The 20,073-nt window shown below is 42.2% G+C and carries 21 protein-coding genes; 14 read left to right on the top strand and 7 right to left on the bottom strand.

Features of this window, described 5'->3' with window-relative positions; translation table 11 throughout:
* Positions 1–18 precede the first annotated feature (18 nt).
* A complete protein-coding gene (locus MKY44_RS16950) occupies positions 19–954 on the top strand; it encodes a sigma-70 family RNA polymerase sigma factor (RefSeq protein ID WP_341007967.1) in 936 nt (311 codons plus the stop codon).
* Between the two features lie 100 nt (positions 955–1,054).
* Here the strand turns inward: MKY44_RS16950 and MKY44_RS16945 are convergent, their stop codons facing one another.
* Together MKY44_RS16945 and MKY44_RS16940 are read right to left on the bottom strand one after the other, a co-directional pair.
* On the bottom strand, positions 1,055–2,008 hold the full coding sequence (locus MKY44_RS16945) for a hypothetical protein (RefSeq protein ID WP_341007966.1): 954 nt from the start codon (positions 2,006–2,008) through the stop codon (positions 1,055–1,057).
* A 241-nt stretch (positions 2,009–2,249) separates the two neighbouring features.
* Positions 2,250–2,891 carry a spore coat protein gene (locus tag MKY44_RS16940; RefSeq protein WP_445670691.1) on the bottom strand — a complete coding sequence of 214 codons (642 nt, stop codon included), beginning with the start codon at positions 2,889–2,891 and terminating at the stop codon, positions 2,250–2,252.
* 361 nt (positions 2,892–3,252) lie between these two features.
* Here MKY44_RS16940 and MKY44_RS16935 point away from each other — a divergent pair, with 361 nt between their 5' ends.
* Complete coding sequence (locus tag MKY44_RS16935; RefSeq protein WP_341007965.1) at positions 3,253–3,789, top strand: hypothetical protein; 537 nt, start codon at positions 3,253–3,255, stop codon at positions 3,787–3,789.
* A 29-nt stretch (positions 3,790–3,818) separates the two neighbouring features.
* Positions 3,819–4,547 (top strand): DUF1361 domain-containing protein, encoded by a 729-nt coding sequence (locus tag MKY44_RS16930; RefSeq protein ID WP_341007964.1) that lies wholly within the window; start codon positions 3,819–3,821, stop codon positions 4,545–4,547.
* Positions 4,548–4,688: 141 nt separating this feature from the next.
* On the opposite strand, the gene MKY44_RS16925 is transcribed toward MKY44_RS16930, so the two are convergent.
* Complete coding sequence (locus MKY44_RS16925) at positions 4,689–5,627, bottom strand: alpha/beta fold hydrolase (protein ID WP_341007963.1); 939 nt, start codon at positions 5,625–5,627, stop codon at positions 4,689–4,691.
* Between the two features lie 184 nt (positions 5,628–5,811).
* Between MKY44_RS16925 and MKY44_RS16920 the strand changes: the two genes are divergently transcribed.
* On the top strand, positions 5,812–6,405 hold the full coding sequence (locus MKY44_RS16920; protein WP_341007962.1) for a TetR/AcrR family transcriptional regulator: 594 nt from the start codon (positions 5,812–5,814) through the stop codon (positions 6,403–6,405).
* A gap of 143 nt (positions 6,406–6,548) precedes the next feature.
* Complete coding sequence (locus tag MKY44_RS16915; RefSeq protein WP_341007961.1) at positions 6,549–7,571, top strand: serine hydrolase domain-containing protein; 1,023 nt, start codon at positions 6,549–6,551, stop codon at positions 7,569–7,571.
* Between the two features lie 86 nt (positions 7,572–7,657).
* Here MKY44_RS16915 and MKY44_RS16910 read toward each other — a convergent pair whose 3' ends face one another.
* On the bottom strand, positions 7,658–8,638 hold the full coding sequence (locus tag MKY44_RS16910) for a serine hydrolase domain-containing protein (protein WP_341007960.1): 981 nt from the start codon (positions 8,636–8,638) through the stop codon (positions 7,658–7,660).
* A 253-nt stretch (positions 8,639–8,891) separates the two neighbouring features.
* On the opposite strand from MKY44_RS16910, the gene MKY44_RS16905 reads away from it, so the two are divergent.
* The 7 genes from MKY44_RS16905 to MKY44_RS16875 all read left to right on the top strand — a co-directional run bounded on the left by MKY44_RS16905 (position 8,892) and on the right by MKY44_RS16875 (position 14,571).
* Positions 8,892–9,161: a DUF6809 family protein gene (locus MKY44_RS16905; RefSeq protein ID WP_341007959.1), complete on the top strand. Its 270-nt coding sequence runs from the start codon at positions 8,892–8,894 to the stop codon at positions 9,159–9,161.
* A gap of 283 nt (positions 9,162–9,444) precedes the next feature.
* Entirely contained in the window at positions 9,445–10,752 is a 1,308-nt protein-coding gene (locus MKY44_RS16900) for an SPFH domain-containing protein (protein ID WP_341007958.1), read from the top strand.
* Complete coding sequence (locus MKY44_RS16895) at positions 10,752–11,495, top strand: hypothetical protein (protein WP_341007957.1); 744 nt, start codon at positions 10,752–10,754, stop codon at positions 11,493–11,495. The genes MKY44_RS16900 and MKY44_RS16895 overlap by 1 nt, the downstream gene beginning before the upstream one ends.
* 18 nt (positions 11,496–11,513) lie before the next feature.
* Positions 11,514–11,894: a hypothetical protein gene (locus tag MKY44_RS16890; RefSeq protein ID WP_278294514.1), complete on the top strand. Its 381-nt coding sequence runs from the start codon at positions 11,514–11,516 to the stop codon at positions 11,892–11,894.
* 84 nt (positions 11,895–11,978) lie between these two features.
* Entirely contained in the window at positions 11,979–12,350 is a 372-nt protein-coding gene (locus tag MKY44_RS16885) for a hypothetical protein (RefSeq protein ID WP_341007956.1), read from the top strand.
* A gap of 87 nt (positions 12,351–12,437) precedes the next feature.
* The gene (locus tag MKY44_RS16880; RefSeq protein ID WP_341007955.1) at positions 12,438–12,929 is read left to right on the top strand and encodes a hypothetical protein; all 492 of its coding nucleotides are present in this window, start codon (positions 12,438–12,440) and stop codon (positions 12,927–12,929) included.
* 289 nt (positions 12,930–13,218) lie between these two features.
* Positions 13,219–14,571 (top strand): glucoamylase family protein, encoded by a 1,353-nt coding sequence (locus tag MKY44_RS16875; RefSeq protein WP_341007954.1) that lies wholly within the window; start codon positions 13,219–13,221, stop codon positions 14,569–14,571.
* 243 nt (positions 14,572–14,814) lie between these two features.
* Here MKY44_RS16875 and MKY44_RS16870 read toward each other — a convergent pair whose 3' ends face one another.
* The 3 genes from MKY44_RS16870 to MKY44_RS16860 all read right to left on the bottom strand — a co-directional run bounded on the left by MKY44_RS16870 (position 14,815) and on the right by MKY44_RS16860 (position 18,003).
* On the bottom strand, positions 14,815–15,561 hold the full coding sequence (locus MKY44_RS16870; protein ID WP_341007953.1) for a MerR family transcriptional regulator: 747 nt from the start codon (positions 15,559–15,561) through the stop codon (positions 14,815–14,817).
* A 23-nt stretch (positions 15,562–15,584) separates the two neighbouring features.
* Positions 15,585–16,193 (bottom strand): CPBP family intramembrane glutamic endopeptidase, encoded by a 609-nt coding sequence (locus MKY44_RS16865; RefSeq protein ID WP_341007952.1) that lies wholly within the window; start codon positions 16,191–16,193, stop codon positions 15,585–15,587.
* Positions 16,194–16,464: 271 nt separating this feature from the next.
* The gene (locus MKY44_RS16860; protein ID WP_341007951.1) at positions 16,465–18,003 is read right to left on the bottom strand and encodes a hypothetical protein; all 1,539 of its coding nucleotides are present in this window, start codon (positions 18,001–18,003) and stop codon (positions 16,465–16,467) included.
* A gap of 161 nt (positions 18,004–18,164) precedes the next feature.
* On the opposite strand from MKY44_RS16860, the gene MKY44_RS16855 reads away from it, so the two are divergent.
* Both MKY44_RS16855 and MKY44_RS16850 read left to right on the top strand, forming a co-directional pair.
* Entirely contained in the window at positions 18,165–18,971 is an 807-nt protein-coding gene (locus MKY44_RS16855; protein WP_341007950.1) for a helix-turn-helix transcriptional regulator, read from the top strand.
* Between the two features lie 135 nt (positions 18,972–19,106).
* Positions 19,107–20,063, top strand: a complete 957-nt coding sequence (locus tag MKY44_RS16850) for an aldo/keto reductase (RefSeq protein ID WP_341007949.1) — start codon at positions 19,107–19,109, stop codon at positions 20,061–20,063.
* The last annotated feature ends 10 nt before the right edge of the window (positions 20,064–20,073 follow it).

The following is a 20,073-nucleotide window of genomic DNA, read 5'->3' as shown; positions in this document are numbered from 1 at the left end:
CCAGAGGGGGCCATTCTTATGAATTCCAATCTCCACGCCAATGAGCCAGATGTGTCTTCTCTGGATGTTGGTGAGTTGTATATTCGTTATAAAAAATATGCATTTTCAATAGCTTACCGCATGTTGGGCAGTGTGGTAGAAGCTGAAGATATTGTGCAGGATTGTTTTGCGGGGATTCAGAGCACGTCTGCTCAGGATATTCGTAATCCCAAATCCTACATCGCCAGATTGGTTGTGAATCGAAGTTTGAATCTGCTAAATTCCGCCCGTAATCAGAGGGAAAGTTATGTTGGTGAGTGGCTGCCAGAGCCGATGGGTGACAGTGAAGAGGCGAACATGCCAGAGGAAACGATGGAGAAAAAAGAGTTGATCTCCTACGCCTATCTGGTCATGTTGGAGCGTCTATCGCCCATGGAACGGGCTGTTTTTGTCCTTCGTGAAGCGTTCCGATATGATTATTCCGAAATATCGGATTGGCTGGGTAAAACGGAGAGTAACTGCCGTCAAATCTTTAGCCGCGCCAGACGAAATCTGCCCGAAAGACTTCCGCCGATCGAGCAGAGTGATGCGGATATGATAGCCAAAGGTGAATTGCTGAGCCGTTTTACAACGGCATTCCTTCGTTATGACGTCTCTGTCATGCTGGAGTTACTGGCAGATCAGCCTGTATTTACAGCAGATGGCGGTGGCGTTGTGCATACGGTTATGAGAACAATGAACGTTCACAAAGGTGTGCTTGCACTCCTGACCTCACGGCGAGTCCTTACGCGATTGCGTGAGAGAGAATGGGTGCCCATGTGGATCAATGGCGAGCTTCAACTCGCATTGCTGAAAGAAGGGCAGTTGTCTGAGGTACTCTGTTTGGAGTTGGACGCTTCTGGAGAGCGGATTGAGGGCGTGTATCTCGTCGTAAATCCGAACAAACTTACATCAATAGTCGCTTCAACTCTTTGATTCAAACGTAAGGACTTGATATGTAAATTTAAAAGCGACAACCTCTGTCTTGAGGACTGCCGCTTTTTTTTGCATTCACATTTTGCTATCAAGCATCCGATTATTCACGGGCAAATTGTTGTTGAACAGGTTCAATGATTGCTCTGACTTCAGGTGTAAGCTCATCATTGTTCTGATTGAGAACCAGTAAAATCTTTTCCATAGTGTCCAGAAGAACACTCTCCGTATTGGGCTCGCGCTTAGCCAAAGCTTTCTCGTAAGCCTTTTTCACCTCAGGGTCCATGGTGCGGATTTCTTCGTCAGTGTACCAATCATATGCAGGCGTGTTGTCACTTCCGTAAAACAGATAATCCACAAATAACCCTTGCTTCACTGCTGATGTGCGATTGGAATTCGGGAAGTTGTTCAAAAAGGCTTCTTTCTCCAATGCACGCTGGATTAATTCGTTCCAAGGGATGATAATGCCACCATCTGAAGTTGTCATTTGGTTGGACTCGGTAGCCATTATTTTAATGTAGGCAGCAATGTCTGCCTGGACGAAGGGCTTGAACTTTTGGTATATCTCATAATTGATGATGGGGTAATACAAGCCTTCACTGGTTTCCAGTTTGAACCCGAGATCTGATGCTTCCTGCAGAAGTTTCTTCACGGTCGAATCTTTAATTTCTTTCAGCAGATGACTAAATGTAAGCTTTTGTTCGTAACCAAGTTGTTCATGGGCTTGAGACAAGGCTTGTTGAAACTGTTCCGTATACATTTTCTGATCCATATCAGCCAGCTTCAAGTTCTGCATGTTCTCCAGTTGCAGCGTCATTAGTGTGGCCTGCCAAGGGCCGACTTTATCGATATGATTCATCAGGTATTTACGTGCTTTAACCAGACTTTCTGTGGACTTCACTGCTTCTGTTCGATAGGTTTGGAATTGATGATACACCGCTTTGGAATCGGGGACAGGTGCAGCCAGTGTTACTGAGGTCGTAAGTGTTGAGCCAATGGCAGTACAGCCCAAAGCCATAGCAAGTAAACCAAGTTTAGCAGGTTGCTTCCATCTCATTTGTATACCTCCCATAATGAAGAAAAAGCCATTTGAATTCTCGTATAACCGCATTTTACCGTATTTTATATGTATGATCCGTATGTTGAATATGAGTTCTGTCTTTGATTAAACCAGTTTCTGGTAACCAAATCAAGAGTCTTAAGCAGGAAAAGATTATAAATAACCAAAGAACAGCCCCTAAAACCCGCATGGGTTGAAGAGACTGTTCTCTGGGGAATCGGACTCTATATTTTCTAAGTTAATGAAGTGGTTTATTGCTGATAGGCATTTGAGGTGCTCCGGTTGCAGGAATGTATGCCTGAAGCATCTGTTGTGTATCACTTGGCGTGAGTTGAGGTACTTGATAATAGGCATTTTTATTCTGGAACATGAAAATTTCATAGGCCATCTCGATAAAATGTTGGATCTGCGAAGCGATGACCCGGCGAACCGTTCCATTTGTGATCTCGCTACAGGACATGCCGAGCAGACTCGCATGTGACTTGATCAGTCCCAGCATATGAGCGCTAATCCCGGCATCCTTTACATCAGCCAAGCTCTGGTTTGGCTTTTTCGGTGCTGATGGCTTAAGGCCATATACCGGTGGTACGATGTTGGGGATCATATAGGTTGCCGTCTCTTGATGAGGCTTCTGTCCGGATGCAAAACACTCTGCTGTAAGATTGTACTGGGATAATATGAAATTGTACTGCCGGTCCAGAATACCAATCAGTTCCTGGCTCTGCACAAATGTACGAAAGATCATATATTGGTCCAGCACGTTAATGGTGGAGGACAGAATCTCATGCACATCGAACATCTCATGGCCACCATGATTCATGTTAGGACTGATATTTGGATTGGTGTTCAATGTGGGTTGTACTGCATTCTGAGGGTTCATGGAATTTGGATTCATTGTAAATTTGATTCTCCTTTGGTAAATGGTATGATTCTATATAAGCTGAACGAAAGAATATTTGCACTTGCCACTCCGATGACAGAACAACCTTCCGATCGCTGTTATCCCCAGATTTTTAATTCGATTTTACAAAGGTGAAAATCTGGTGATAAGCTTATGCTTCCGAAGTAGCTTTCTTGTAGAAAGCTTTTAGCGAACGTTTCACTTCTTCAGGTTTTTTCTGTCCTCTGCGTTCTCGTGCAAATGTATAGTTCAACTTCTATAGTATGCTTGGAGAGCAGTGAATTTATGTAATATGTTAGGAATATAAGCACAAATAGGAACAGGTATGGTGGTGGTTAAGATGGAAGAGACCAATTGGGATGTAGCAAAGGATTTGTTCGTCAAACATTACGGGAGCGCTATACAGATGCATCGAGAAGGCGTGTATGCCGACTATAAGCGATGGGACGTACCCCAAGAGTTAGAGGAACAATGGATAGGGGAGCGGATTCAACAATTAAGTTCCGAGCTGTCTATCATGAATTGGGATGCGGTGGATGAACTTGCGTTGATTGCCAAACATCGGACAGAACCAAGTATAATTAAGGGCATTACAGCATTTGCTTCAAGACAATTGAAGAGTGCGGACAGTATGGTTCGTCTTGTGTATGCTGAACGTCTGATTGAGCTGATCAAACGGTATGAATCCTCTCTGCCGATGGACAAGTTACGGGAAACCTATCAACTGACGATGGACTTGCTGGTTGATGTGGCGACTAAACCGTTGGTGCTTGATCCAGGCCATGAATTACAGCAGAATGGATTAAAGGATAAACGAGGATTGAATTTGCGTGTTGAAAAGAATAAGGAAGAAATCATCCGATATTTTCGAAACTAATTGAATTTTATCAAGTGAGGTCAGAAACATTGAGAAAACTGAATTATATTCGCATATTTATTTTCCTTAGTGTGGTCACAATAGTAACACTTGGATTGTACTATGTAGCCGCAGATTGGCTGGATCAGCGTTATTTCCGCTTCCTGATCTGGAATCTGTTCTTGGGCTGGATTCCTTTTGTGTTCTCTTATGCAGCCTATCTTCTAAGTGATGTAAAATGGAAAGGTGCCGCATGGCTAGCAGTGGCAAGTGGTCTGCTGTGGTTGTTATTTTTCCCGAACTCTTCTTACATTGTTACGGATTTGGTTCATCTGACAGCGAGAAGTTCCCGGTATTATGGTGGGAACGGGGTGGACTACACGTATTGGTACGACTTAAGTGTTGTATTAATGTTTGTCTGGACTGGACTCCTGCTTGGATTCCTGTCGATGTATCAGCTTCAGGAAGTGATCTATCACCGAATTGGACGCTGGGCATCCTGGATCTTTGTACTGGCAGGTTGTGCTTTGGGAAGTTACGGGGTATTGCTTGGACGTGTATATCGACTGAATAGCTGGGATGCACTGACGAATCGCGAGACGTTGATTGAACTGATGCATGAAAGTGTAAGCCGTCCGTCTCTGGCATTTTGCCTGTTTTTTGGTACGTTTATCACTACAATCTATGCCACATTGTATTATCTGATCAATACGAGGGCTACCCGTGAAACGAAGAAGAGTGCAGGAAGTCCCGAGTCGGACCTGCAAGCGTTACGCTAATTCATGTTTTCTTAAGGCCGAACTCATTAGATCTAATCCTAATGTATACTGCTTAAAGGGCTGTTCCAAGTCATACCCATGGCTATCGGAACAGCCCTTTAACATTGGATCGAGCGGAGGATGTTCTGAAGAAAAATACCTCTACTTATCAGAGATTAGCTCAAGGATTGTTTTCACAACCAGTTCAGGTTCATCGTGAATAATCATATGCCCACTGCGGGTGGCCACAATGAGCTGACTATCCTTCGATATATTCAACATGTTCCGTTGTCCCGATTGCCATATGGATTCGAGCCTCTGCCCAATTTCAACCGGAATCCCTGCACTAGCATAGTTTTGAGGACGTCCGCGTGCAATGATACGTACAGGGATTGATCCAAGACGTTGGCCACGAATGGCATCTTCTGTTGAATGGGCGTGGAGGGCTTCTTCTTCTTTGGCGTGAAAATAGGAAGGGGTAGCAATCACATTAACAAAAGTATCCCGATCTGGCTTGGCAACCAGACCATCAAGCATAAAGTCTGAAAATAATCTGAAAGCTCCAGATACCTTCAGTAAAGATAACAAGGAGGCAGGCGGGTTTCCCTGAAACTGAGCCTGTTCCAACAAAACCTTTGTATTCCGTTCATCATCCTCAGGTCTCGCATCAATGAGGACAAGGCTCTGAACCTCATTTGCATAAGTCTGTGCGAAGAGTCTGGCATACATACCCCCAAGGGAATGACCTACCATAATGTAAGGGCCGCGGATATTCTCCTTCTCCAGAGCTGCATGTAAATCTTTGACGATATTTGCACCTGTACGTTCTGTGGGTGCAGATTCACTCCAGGCATATCCTGCGCGATCATACGTGACTACCGTTGCATGTTGGGCTAGTTCCGCAGGAATGTCCCTCCACGACAAACTGGTCTCACCACTTCCAGCCTCCATGAGTATGGTCGGTGAACCATTGCCTTGTTTATGCATGTGTAGTTGGTAACCGTCGACTTGAACTAACGTACCCGGAGGTGGAAAGTCCTTTTTGGCCTGTGATGAAGCAAACCACTCATAGAGGAAAGCGGCACCTATCAGTAGTAGCATTGTGCAGAACAGCCTTATTATGAAGATGGAAAATTTGAATTTCTTACGTTTTGAGGCGGGGATAGTTGTATGCATGATCTTATGAATTCCTCTCCTACAGCTGTTTTTTTATTTAGTACAATGTATTAAAAAGTATTATAGCACAGTGTATTACTAAAAGAGAAGTTTGGTGTATAATGTTGTCATGCCAAAAATCGTAGATCATGAAGCTCAAAGGAAAATCGTTGCTGATGCAGCAATCCGGGTCATACAAGAGCACGGACTGGAGCATGCTACAGTTCGGAATATAGCGAAGGAAGCGGGACTATCTGTAGGGTCCATGCGGCATTATTTTGCCACACAGGCCGAATTGTTCACCTTTTGCATGAATCTTTTTGCAGAGCGGGTACAGAAAAGGGTGGAGGCGTTACAGATGAGTGGATCTGTACTGCAGGATATGAAGAATCTGCTCTTGCAATTTCTCCCGTTGGACGAAGATAGAATGATGGAAATGGAGGTCTGGTTTTCGTTTACAGCCAAATTATTGGTGTACCCCGAATTAAAAAAGTTAAGTGATCAGATGCATCAGGGGATGTATCTGTCTGTTCAGTGGGTAATACAGGAGTTGCAGAAGCAGGGGATGACACATCCTGAACTGGATGCCGAGAATGAGATCGAGAAGTTATATGCTCTTGTGGATGGACTCGCCATTCATACATTAATGCAGCCAGATAGACTTACAGCAAAACGAGTGGAACAAGTGATTGAACAGCATTTGAGCACACTTTGTCCAACTTAATCTTACGTTGTATGAAGAAGGGTTATTTCCTTTTATAAGGGGGTAATCCTTCTTTTTATGAAAATTTGGCAGGTATGCAGGATATGACGAAGAATTAAAAATGAGAGTATTAAGAATACATAGACAAGTAGGTGAACAACAAGATGTTGAATGTATTAGAGCTGACAACAAAAGTAGAAGAAGTCATGGAGCGTGTGAATTTTTCGGGTGTTGTATTACTCCAGCAAGCCGGGAAAACCCTTTTGAATATGAAACGTGGTTATGCGAATCGTAGTGAAGAGCTTGCTAATCAGGTGGATACACGCTTCGGAATTGCATCAGGATGTAAAATCTTCACGGCAGTGAGTATATGCCAACTCATAGAAGCGGGCAAGTTATCTGCTGATTCCAAGCTGAACGATGTGTTGGATGTGGATTTTCCACTATGGGACGAAGAAATCACCATCCATCAGTTGTTAACACACACGTCAGGTATCCCAGATTATTTCGATGAAGAAGTGATGGAAGACTTTTCAGAATTATGGAAAGACAGACCCGTCTACGAGATGCGGCGATTAAGTGACTTTCTGCCCATGTTTCAGCATCTGCCGATGAAGTCTGCTCCGGGTGAACGTTTTCACTACAACAATGCGGGTTTCATTGTGCTGGGGCTTATCGTGGAACAGCATTCAGGAAGGTCGTTTACAGATTATGTGGAAGAGCACATTTTCAAACGGTGTGGCATGAAGGACTCCGGTTATTTCTTAACAGATAAGCTCCCGCGTAACACAGCTTTAGGGTATATCGATCATGAAGACGGCTCTTGGAATACTAATATTTTCTCTATTCCTGTAAAAGGTGGATCAGATGGTGGAGCCTATGTTACGGCACCGGATATGATTCGGTTTTGGGATGCTTTGCTGGGTCACCAATTGTTGAATGCAGAGACGACACAGCAGTTATTAACTCCACATGCTCATCAAGAGGATGAAGAGTACTATGGGCAGGGGATCTGGATTGACCGCAAGGAGGAAGACATTTTCAAGTTCCATGTCATGGGGTTTGATCCAGGGGTGTCGTTCATGTCTTCCGTGTATCCGGACTATGATCTACAACTGGTTGTGGCCTCTAATCAAGAGTCTGGTCCATATCCAATAACGATTGCCATCGAAGAAGCTTTGGCATGACGATTAAACCCTCAACCTATGGGCTAGTTATGCCTACATAAGGTTGGGGGTTCATTGGTCGGACAGGATAGAAGGACTGCCTGCGTTTATAACATTTTCCATAGCTCAGGGGCGAGTAATCGAGGGAAAACATCCAGCGGAGGTTTCTCTTTCTTTCGTTTGTCATTGGTTAACACCGTAACAAGTTCGAACTCAGGGACAATATATACATACTGCCCACCAAACCCTCGCGCGTAATAATAATGGAGATTGGGTTTGTCGTCTACAGCAGCAATATCTTCAGCGGCAGACTTTTCATTTGGATAGACATCCACCCACCAATGCCAAGCATAACTGCCGTGATTTGGTGGAGTGACCGTAATGAAAGGCTGCGTAGAACGGGATACGAGATCACTTGAAATGAGAGACTGCCCTTCCCACATCCCTTGTTGTAGAAAGAGCTGACCGAATTTCAGCAAATCTACGGGTAACATCTTAAGACCAAATCCGCCAGTATGTACACCTTGAGGGTCACTTTCCCATTCATAATCCTTAATTCCCAGCGGGTCAAAAAGATAACGTTCTGCGAACTCGGCTACGTTCATACCTGCATTTTGCATCAGGATGGCGGATAGAATCTGTGATACTCCTGAGTTGTACTCCATATATGTACCGGGTACATGGCTTAGGCGTTGTTCCAACGCAAAATCCACCCAATGATCGGTGCGGGTCATGCGAGGGAATGAATTTTGCCCGCCGAACTCATCCCAGTTGAATCCGGCTGTCATGGTGAGCAGTTGTTCCAGTGTGATCGCTGGTTTGCGCGGGTCAGGATCGGATGTCAACTGTGGAAAAAAGGTGGAGATTGGGGTTGATGCCTCTGGCAACAAGCCTTTATCCATCGCTATACAGATGAGCGCGGACAGCACACTCTTGGTACATGAATTGATTTTTGCAATATCGGTCGCAGCCTCTTGGTTGCGGTAGTGTTCGTATATGATCTCACCGCGTACGCTGACGAGGCAGCTTCGCAGATCCAGCTGCGGAACGATCTGTTGTAACTTGGATGACAGTGATGAAGGATTCATAGTGTCCTTTCTATACGGTTGATTTGTTATAGGATTTTGTAGAAATAGGTGTCCATTATCTTAGCATACTCCCGAGGTAGGGCTCAACAAGCGCTACATTATTATGTTACAGCAAGCATGTAAAATGCGATTTTCGATGAAAGCGATAAGAAACCCATGCGAATATCGCATAAATCCCCAGTATTGTCTGTCAATCTTATATAATTGTCAGGAGAAGAGTACCAGACATGTATAAGAGAAAGGGGGCTGTGATGTGGGAAATATAATAGAAGAATTATATTACGGTAACCTGAGACCAGAGGAAAATATTGTTCCTAAAGATTCGGCGTATCGATCTATTAATAAGGAGATTACAGCTAATATCGAAAAATTTCAGAAAAAGCTTTCGGAGGAAGACTTTAAACAACTCGAGGTATTGTTTGATATGATGGATCAAGTTCACTCTATACATTCAAAAGAGGCTTTTGCGAGTGGTTTCAAAATTGGGACGTTGATTATGATCGAGAGTGGATACTCAAGCTAATATTTTGATTTTCACAACTTGTAGTTATATAGTTAACCTCTTTCCTATGAACATATGGAAGAGGTTTTTACTAATATAAACATGTCGAAATAGGAAAAATATCATATGAAAAATGAACTATGTTAGTGCGTATTAAGGTTAGAAATGGTAAAATATCAATGCCTAAACATGGAACAAGTAGATGAAAGATAATTAAATATAGGAAATATTGTAGAATCAGTGTTTTAGCAAAAGAACTTTTTAGTAAATTATAGTAATCTAATACTGAATTGAGGAATTAAACATGGCGATTATTGACGTAATTAAGTATGATGGCTCACCTGATGTGTTTGCATGGAAACATCCCGAGACTGAACTGGGAACATGGACACAGTTAATTGTGAATCAATCTCAACAAGCAATTCTTTTTAAGGATGGAAGAGCGCTTGATATGTTTGGACCAGGAAGGCATACGTTGAGTACTGCGAATATCCCAATCTTGAACCGACTTGTTAACCTTCCGTTCGGAGGAAAGTCACCTTTTGCAGCAGAAGTCTGGTATGTCAATCAAGTAAGTGCATTGGATGTTAAATGGGGAACGGCGAATCCAATTCAGATCCAAGATCCCAAGTATAATATTATTGTTCCCGTAAGAACATTTGGACAAATGGGAATTAAAATTTCGGATTCACGAAAATTTTTGGTCAAGCTTGTGGGAACACTGCCTGAGTTTAACCAAGTTAATATGATTAATTACTTCCGTGGGTTGATTATCATGAATATTAACTCCATGTTGTCATCATATCTAATACATAGAAAAGTAAGTGTTTTGGAGATCAATGCCTATATCGCCGAGATATCACGACATTTTGCAGATACGGTAGCTTCTACTTTTGAAGAATTTGGTATTGAGTTAATTAACCTGTATATTCACAATGTCAATCTGCCCGAAGAAGACCCTTCCGTCATTCGATTAAGAGAAGCGTTGGCACGCAAAGCTGAGATGGATATCATTGGCTACACATATCAGCAAGAACGTTCGTTTGATACGCTTGAAGGTGCAGCGAAGAATGAAGGAAGCATGCAGTCAGACATCATGGGCGCAGGGCTTGGTATGGGCATGGGGGTTGGTCTGGGGGGTTCTTTCAGTAGCGAGATGTCCCAGATGTCTAAAGTGATGTCTACTAAGGAAACGCCTGCAGTAAGTATATGTAAGCAGTGTCATCATCCTAACCAGGAGAACAGCTCTTTTTGCAGCAAATGTGGCAATCCATTAGCCGAAAAATCGGTAGCAACAACAGATTGCAACAATTGTGGACATGCCTTGCCAAAGGGAACCAAATTCTGTCCTAACTGTGGTGACAAATACCATGCATGTCCTTCATGTGGGGCGGATAATGCGGAGAACGCATTGGAATGTATCCAATGTCATCAACCGATGCCTAGCCCATGCCCAAATTGTAACCATATGAATTCCGGTCATACAAAATTCTGTGGCAACTGTGGCACAGGTTTAAGCTTGAAATGCAGTCGTTGCCAACATGAAGTAAAACCCGGCCAGAAGTTCTGTCTCGATTGCGGAAACAATCTGCAAGAAGGAGGACAGGCATAGTGATGGTAAAACGGAGCAATCTCTTGATTTTGGATGTCGTCTATTTAATATGCATGTTAGTATCGTCAATCGTTTCTTTTACGCTGTTTAATCATGCGCTTCTATCGTTTTCTTTTTGGATGAATCTCGTTGCTTCTTATGTAGCGATTACGGCTATTTGGATCTACGCACGGTTCATCATGCAAAATATGGATCGGTTTAAACGGTTTGTTCCAGGTTACACAGCGTTAGGAGTAGTATTGGTTATTTATCTGATTTGTGTGATGATCTACACGTTGTTAACAGGTTCAGCAGATCATGCGCTTCGTTGGTTCTTATTGTTACACACGGTAACGATTGCGATCGCAATTATTTTGTGCGGAATCATTATGATCTATATTCAGAGTGCGCGCCGTCATGAAGCAGATGAACATACAAAAATCGCAAACTTACAATTAATCGAAAAAGCTTTACAGCAATTGCTTCATACCATGGTGCAACAACCCGTCCTAACTGCGGAAGAGGAGCGCAAAACCGTTCAATCATTAATTGAACTTGTAAAGTATAGTGACCCAATCACTCCGGATTCACTTGAGAAAAATGACCGCCAGATCTTGCTGGACATTGAATTGATGAACAGTGAACTTGCAAATCAGTACGAAGCAGGGGAATTGGTAAATAGTGAACGTTTTGCTTCGCAACTATCCCAATTAAGATACCGTTTGAAAGAGCGCAATCAACAGATCTTGATAAGTAAATCATAAATTGCAGGAGGATAAACTTTGAAAAAGAAAATTGGGATTATATTTATTATAATTTCATGTATAACAATTATGTTCTCTTTATTTGAACTATCTGAGGGAACTGATGTGGCAATTATTAATGCATTTGTACTTTTTGTTAGTGGAATTGTTTTGCTTGTAATAGGAATTAAAATGTGTGGTCGACCTAAATTTCAACCTAAAGCCGATCAACATTATGATGACGATTCTAGTAGTAATGTGCAATATGACCGAGGTAACTATCACGAGGAGTATGAAGAAGTCGAGGAATCTCAAGAACCTTTATCCTTAATATGTTCAGGGTGTGGAGCTAGAGTAAAGGTATATCCTACTTCGTCTGCGGATTGTGAATATTGCGGAACAACGATGAGAATCTCGTAAATTGTGTAGCTGACTAAATGTCTTTTACGGATGCTTGTAATATACACTACTAGGTAGAGTGTGATGTTTTAAGGAGGAAACGCGGTGAAGAAATTTTTTGGCATTTTATTCATTATCCTTTCGTCCGTGACGATCCTGTTATCTTTAATATTAATATCCGAAGGAACAGAAACGGCCATTATCAGTACAATTATTCTTTTTATCCCTGGTGTTATCGTACTTGTTACAGGCATTAAAATGTGTGGTCGACCTAAATCTCATTCTAAGACTAATCCATACCAGCATTACGATTCTAATGATAAGCAAGATCAGGAAGATCAGCATCGTGTGAAATATGACGAGGCACCTCACGAATCTGTAGCCGTGAATTGTTCAGGATGTGGAGCCAAGGTAAGGGTATATCCTACTTCGTCTGCGGATTGTGAATATTGCGGAACAACGATGAGGATCTCGTAAACCGTGTAGCTGACTAAATGACTTCTTTTACGGATAGTTGTAATATACACTGCTAGGTAGAGTGTGATGTTTTAAGGAGGAAATGTGTTGTTAAGGAAGTTTTTCGGACTGTTTTTTATGTTTTATGCCATTGCGATCCCTATACGATTACTTATGGAAGATAATCTCGTAGATCAATTGAATATAGTTCTTGTCGTTGAAATTTTAATCGTTGAATTTTTATTTGTGTTTTTTGGCATTAAATTGCTTAGGAAAAAACGTGTTAAGAAAAAGCATGTCCCTGAACGAAAGTTTTATGGGGGAGATTATGGCGGTCATCTTGATCGCGAGAATGCGAATCCGCATACTTATTCAAGCTACAATAGCAACACCGTGAGTTACAGTAGTCATAATACCATTAACTATACAGAGATTAATTTTTCAGATAAGCAAGACGCTGAAGAGAAGGTCGAAGAAAAAGTAGAAGAGCCACAAAGGCCTATTTCAGTAAGTTGCCCGGGGTGTGGGGCGAAGGTAAAAGTGCTTCCCAAGCAATCAACGGACTGCGAGTATTGTGGAACAATAGTTGTAGCAACATAGGACGGTTCAGAATGGGTACGAGAAAGGATTAGGCCTGATTCCTATGGAGTCAGGCTTTTTTCTTTTCAATTTAGAATATAACAGACCTTCATACGGACTAATACGTCATATTATCCTGCGTGTGCTACTCTCATGTTGCCTCAATAATGAAACGTTTCGAGTTAATATCTATCGTTGATCCATAATATATATAGAATTTGTAAGCGTTTCATTTTCTTGTTTACGGAAATGGGAAATTTATGATAACATATACACGAAACGTTTCGAATCCATTTGAAGGGAGAAAATCATGAAAAAAGTAAAACAACTCAGCTTTATTTTAACTTTTTGTCTGTTAGCTAATCTAGCTTTAACTCCTATGGCTTCAGCAGGTGACTCAAGCAATTTAATTGGATTTCGAGCAGAATTGAAAGCGATTGCATATAAGACCTATACGTTTTTTGAGGACTATACGGATCAGAACACTGGCTTGACTTACGATGAAGTACGGCATACTGAAAACGGGATAGAAGAAGCTAAACGTACCTCGCCCACGAACATCGCAATGTATATGATGAGCACCGTTTCAGCGCAACAATTGGGCATTATTTCAAAGAAAGAAGCTGTACAACGCCTGCAAACGACTATACATTCCCTCGAAAAGTTAGAAAAGTGGAACGGCCTATTTTATAACTGGTATAACACGGATGACGGTTCAGTGAAGAAAGATTGGGGACAATTTATTTCCCAAGTCGATAATGGCTGGTTATCCGCTGGTTTAATTGTTGTTGGGCAAGCCTATGAAGAACTTCATGGGGAAACAAGCAAGCTGGTTAAAAATATGAATTATACTCCGCTATATGATCCTGAAGTCGGCCAATTCCGCGGAGGTTATGATGTGGCTAAAGGCGCGCTGACGGATCACCATTATGGGATGTTTTATACAGAACCACGTGTAGGTAGCTATATTGCTATTGGGAAAGGTGACGTTCCCCAAGATCATTGGTGGAAGATGTATCGCACATTACCTCAAGAATGGGATTGGCAAGCTCAGATTCCTCAAGGCAAATCCGTTAAGTACGATGGAGTGGATGTGTTTGAAGGAAGTTATGTATACAAGGATAAAAAGTTCGTGCCAAGCTGGGGAGGCAGTATGTTTGAAGCTCTTATGCCCGGTATGGTCATAAAGGAAAAAGACCTGGGTACTCAAGCTTTGGGATTGAACAACCAGCGTCATGTTGAATTGCAAATCGAATATGCCAAAGAAAAAGGGTATGCCGCATGGGGCTTTTCACCTTCTGCAACTCCGACAGGTTACAGTGAGTTTGCAGCAACGCCGTTAGGGACCTCAGGTTACAAAGATGGAGCAACGGTAACAGCACACGCAACATTCCTTGCCCTGGATTATGCCCCTGAAGCTGTTCGAAAGAACATTAAAGCTTTAAAGAACTTCAAAATGTTTGGCAAGTATGGGTTCTATGACTCAGTCAATGTTGAAACGGGAGAACTCGCAAAAGCTTATCTGGCACTGGATCAAGGGATGATTATGGTATCGATCGCCAACTATCTTCAAGATGGCGTTATACGCGATTATTTTCACAGTGATGTGATAGGGCAGACGCCAGAAGAATTATTGAAAAAAGAAGTGTTTTCTATTCAATGAAGGGGAGAAAAAATTGCCATATCGATTGTTTTACCGGAACGAAGCAGCGTGTTTTCTGCTTCGTTCCATTTGCGTTTAACGAACCGCCTCTTAGGTACAGCTCAAGAGATCAAACCTCGTATCCGTAGCGAGAACCACCAAGAGCCTCCCGGTAAACGTGAGATGTTTAGGCTAGGTGAAAGGAGTGGTTTTTCTCATGAATGGTGTCCGTGACCTCCAGATTTTTAATGGTAGTTATCGATCCTATATGGAAGATTGCTTCTTCGTATTTAATACCTCAAATGCTTCTGTCAAAAAATCTATGGTATGCTTAGGTATCAACGATTCATAGGGTTTTACGTTTTTATAAAGTTCTTCGTTCTTTTCTTCGTCATGGAGAATCAGGTGATTTAATTGGGTATTTGCAATGATAACCTTCAACTGTTGCTGTATGGAAGGATGATCTGGTTTAAGATCGTGTATGGTAGCTCGATGGACAAGCAATACCAAATTGAATAATTGTTCATCCAAGTAAGTTTGCTTAGAGATATCCTCTGGGAACACCTTCTCAATAATATCCGTAGAAACATACTTTTGAAGCAGCTTTTTTTGGTCCTCCTCAACACGCATCGAGTTCATAAGTAACATGAGCAATTCTGAGTTTAATTCATTGAATTGATCTTTTTCCTTTAACCATTTTATTCGTTTAATTAATGCTAAAGAACAATCAATAGCTTTTCTCCTATGTTTAAGCGATTGTTCTTGAACTCTAACTATTTCATCAAAAGAATATTGCGGATTATCCAAGCTGGCTTTAATCTCGTTTAATGAAAGTCCTAGACTCTGCAATAATTGAATTTCATGCAGCCTTTTAAAATCTTCATTTATATATACATGATGATCATTTTCGTTCTTTTGTGAGGGAACCAATATGCCAAGTTGTCGATAATGTCTTAACGTACGAACTGTTGTGCCCGCCAGCTTAGCAAACTTACTCACGGTTAATTGCATCTAACGTCCCTCTTTTCAAATAATCAGTTCTTGTACTTTCTTTCCAGAAAAATTCCAATAGAAATATTATAAATCACATGAGCAAGGATTGGTGGAATTAACGACCCCGTAAAATAAAAGAGTAGTGCAAAAATCAAACCATTCACAAACACAACGATAAGGATACCCGTAGCTCCTTTATATTGAGGAACATGTATTATCCAGAATAGAAAAGTGCTTATTAGAATGACGAGCCAATCCACGACGAAAGAATATCCAATAAATAATCCGATCAGGACACCTCTAAAAAAGAATTCTTCAAACATACCACCTATCGCGGTTAAAGCTATACCACTTGGTCTGATCATTATTTTTTTAATCATATCTGACCCCTCGGTCGTAGGGAGTTCTGTTCTTGTTCTGATGAATGTAATTAGAGCTATTGTAGTAATAAAAAAACTAAAAATAAGACCAATGATGATTGTGGGTAACATACTAATCTCGTTTGGCATGAATAAGGAAGCTATGAATGGTAACATTCCTCCCCACTTAAATAACCCAATAAAAATCAATCCAATAAATAGAAAAGCTGATTGCGTTAGTAATGCGATCAACAGTATTTTATACTGTTCCTTTGCATGGGGCTCAGACATAATGAAAACTCCTTCTATCATATTTTTTTCATTATAGATTGTGACGCAGCGTCCCCCGCAACAGCTTTTTTTTATCAGAATATTGATCAGCAGTTACTTAGACATATCGTGCAACAGACTAGACTGCATTTAAAATTTCCACTTCCTAGCACTGCTTTATACTCGTTGATATCTTATTAAATTTGAATTAAGGGGAAAATAGAGTGTAAGAAATTCTATTCATGCAAAAGAGGGTCCTGTCATTTTCATAACAGGACCCTTTTTGAGTAACCTAGAAATCCCTCAAACGATCAAATATCTCATATAAATCCTCGTGATTGACCTTAATCAAATCATCTTGACGCAGTTCCAAATTCTCCTGTAACTGATTCAGTAACTCCGTTAGCACAACATAAATCTCTTCCCGCTCAACAGTTTCAATAAAGCCGGTCTTGGCATCCATCTTGTTGAAGGTCTGTGTGTAGTTCTCAACCATGGAGACGAGCTGTTTGTGCATAGCTTCCTGATTGTTAAAATCTTGACTTAATTGGCGGATTTCCTTCAAGCACTGCTTGTACAATTGAGCTGCTTTTTTGGCATGTGCTGCCTTGATGTGGTCCCGCCCATCCCAATCCCGAAACGGATTGTTCAGGTTCTCCGCAAGCCATTCCGGTTTGCGTGCTTTGGTGATTTCTATATCAAGTCCGGCAGCGGCGAATTTCTTATATCTTGTTTTGATCGATTTGGCTGCATCGACAGGCAGGCTGGTTAGCCACAGCCTAGCCAATTTTGGAAGTTGCTCTGGATCAGGGAATTGTTCACCTTTGAAGCCGAACAGGTCATATGTAGTGAAGGTTTGCAAATTTGCCAAATGCTGAATCGACTCTATATGGGATACATTGCCGGGTTTACCCCACAGTCGCAACTCTGAAAGCTCAGGATAATACTGCACAAGTGGCTCCAGATTGAGCTCCGTGATATCTCTGATATACAGACCTTCAAGTCGTGAGATACCCGTAACCTGTGGCAGGCCCGATGGAACATTGAGAGTGATGTATTTACCGTCTTCATAAGCCACGATACGTAGATCAGGAGACAACTCTCCTGTGAAATTCAGACTTTTCATCTTTGTGTTTAAAACTAACTCCTTCAACCCGCTGACATCCACGATAAGTTTGGTCAGGCGACTCTTGCTGATATCGAGCATCGTTTGACCATGATGTAAGATATGAAGTTCATTAATGAACGGGTTGTCCTCTATAAATGGAAAGATTGATTCCGTATAACCATCCATTTCAATATGTGTCAGACAAGGTAGCTTTGCGAGTTCGACTACATCTTCAGAAGATTTAGGGCTGAAATTGCGGAGTGTACTCGTACTGCGCCGCACTACACGATTGCCAACCATGACTTCTTCGTCATCATCCGCAGCTTGTTTGAACTGCGCTCTTCGGATCGCATCGATACCTTCCCATTCACGCTGGAGATAGAGACTTTCTCCGATCGGCCAGCCTCCGCCATACGTATTCGTTTCCTCGGTGTAGAGCGGAAGGATATTGCCTGCAAGCACATACTGTGAAGGAACATTAGCACTCACGAAACTATGGGCAAGTCGATCATTCCAGAAATAAAAATTACAGATCAGTGGTTTCATCTGATGAAGCTGCATTTCATTAGGCAGTTGATCACCAGTCCAATCCAACTGAAGGACGGAGGCAAGCGTGTCAGAAGTTTTACCCTCTGTTTCTTTCAGTCCAGTTACCTGGCAGGCTGTATATTGTTGTAATTTTTCGACGTACACGCAGTACACATCTCCAACATTGGGAATCATGTTATGCTCCTTTCGCTCTGTATCAATCGATGCTAAGCTACTTGTAAACCAAGTATTCTGTAGAACTAATAATAGATGGATTATATCAGAGTCATTCAGAGACTACCATTTTGGATAGAGTCGAATAGGCTTGAATACTTTTATAAAAAGGAACGATGTCTATGGATACAAGTATGAGCCGTAACAAAAAACTGGGTGAGTTTTTGAAATCGCGGAGAAGCCGCATTCAACCGGAACAAGTTGGATTGTCAGGATCTTATGGACAGCGAAGAACACCTGGTCTACGGCGGGAAGAAGTAGCGGTATTGGCTGGTGTCAGTGCAACGTATTACACGTGGCTCGAACAGGGGAGGGAGTTGGCGGCTTCACGAGAAGTGATGCAGAGTATAGCGAATGCGCTCCGTTTAACACTGGAAGAGAAGAGTCATCTGTTTGACTTATGGGACCCTAATACGGAACATGAATTCCTTGCTTCGTATTCACAACTGGAGCCAGGTTGGCAGAGTATTATTGGGCAGTTGACGCATCCTTCCTTTATTACCAATGAACGTTCTGAGGTTCTTGCCTGGAATGAAGCAGCTGATACGAACATCTTTAACTTCTCGTCGATGAATATGAATGAGCGTCTAATGATGCGGATTCTATTCTTGGATGCAACGCTCAGGGAGCGTATGCACAATTGGGAGGAATTCGCGCGGCACTCGGTAGCCGTATTCCGTACGTATTATGACAAGTATCCGAGTGACCCCGAATTCAGCAGAATCGTGAAACAATTGAGTGAAGAAAGTATAGACTTCCGAACGATCTGGAATCTGCACCAAGTTGAATTCAAACAAGTCAATCGTGTCCTGCTTGAAACGACGGATCGGGCAGATGGTGTTGTGCATGCATACGATATCTTTTCCATGAATAATCTGAACAGCCAATCAGGCATTCATTGTTGTATTTACGTTCCTGTTGCCATATAGAAAGTTAATCAAACTGGTAATTTCTTTACTAGCATAAACAGAGTGTGGTTGGGGTCTCGGAAGTGAAATAGAATGAACTCAAGTTCATACGTATCTAATTAACGTTTCTATTTCAAGATGAAAAGAGGGAGCCACATGCTCAAAACAAGAACACTGGGAAATGATAAATTACGAATATCTGCGCTTGGCTTGGGTGTGATGATGATGCCGGATAATGACGAATCGGTACATACCATTCAGGGTGCGCTGGATGCAGGAGTTACCATGTTTGATACGGCGGATCTGTACGGAGAGTATGAAAAACAGCGATTTGGAGGGAATGAAAAGCTGCTTGGACGCGCGCTTAAGGGTCGAAGATCCAAGGCAATCGTTGCCACCAAATTTGGTATAACACACACGCAGGGCCCCAAGGGAGATCCAGCCTACATCAAAAAATCAGTAGATGCGAGTCTCTACAACCTGGGAATGGATTATATCGATCTGTATTATCAACATCGTCCTGATCCGAATACACCCATTGAAGAGACCGTAGGCACACTTGCCGATCTGGTTCAACAGGGGAAGATTCGATATATTGGTTTGTCCGAAGCGCCAGTAGAGATCATTCGGCGTGCACATGCTGTTCATCCGATTACAGCGTTGCAGACCGAATATTCATTATGGAGTCGAGAGCTTGAGGATGAGATTATGCCTGTCCTGCATGAATTGAACATTGGATTGGTTCCATACAGCCCTTTGGGGCGGGGCTTCCTGACTGGTCAGATCCGATCTATAGACGATCTGCCGGAAGATGATTATCGTCGTCACTATCCGCGTTTCCAAGGTGAGAACTTTCAGAAAAATCTGGAGGTTGTTGGATTGATCCAAGAGATGGCTAAGCAAAAAGGGTGTACGGTCTCTCAACTTGCTCTGGCTTGGTTGCTTGGAAAGGGAGAACATATCGTTCCGATCCCGGGGACTCGCAATCTGGAAAGAGTTCACGAGAACTTGGGAGCGCTACAGGTTTCGCTTACGGATGATGAGATGAACCAGATCGATCGCATATCACCTAAAGGCATCGCAGCCGGAGGCAGATTCCCTGGTCAAGTCTAGTTTGTTTATA

It is taken from the genome of Paenibacillus sp. FSL R7-0026 (assembly GCF_038004485.1).
GTDB classification, from domain to species: domain Bacteria; phylum Bacillota; class Bacilli; order Paenibacillales; family Paenibacillaceae; genus Paenibacillus; species Paenibacillus xylanexedens_A.
Note: the sequence above shows the minus strand (reverse complement) of the source record. Positions and strands in the feature narration are given on the sequence as shown.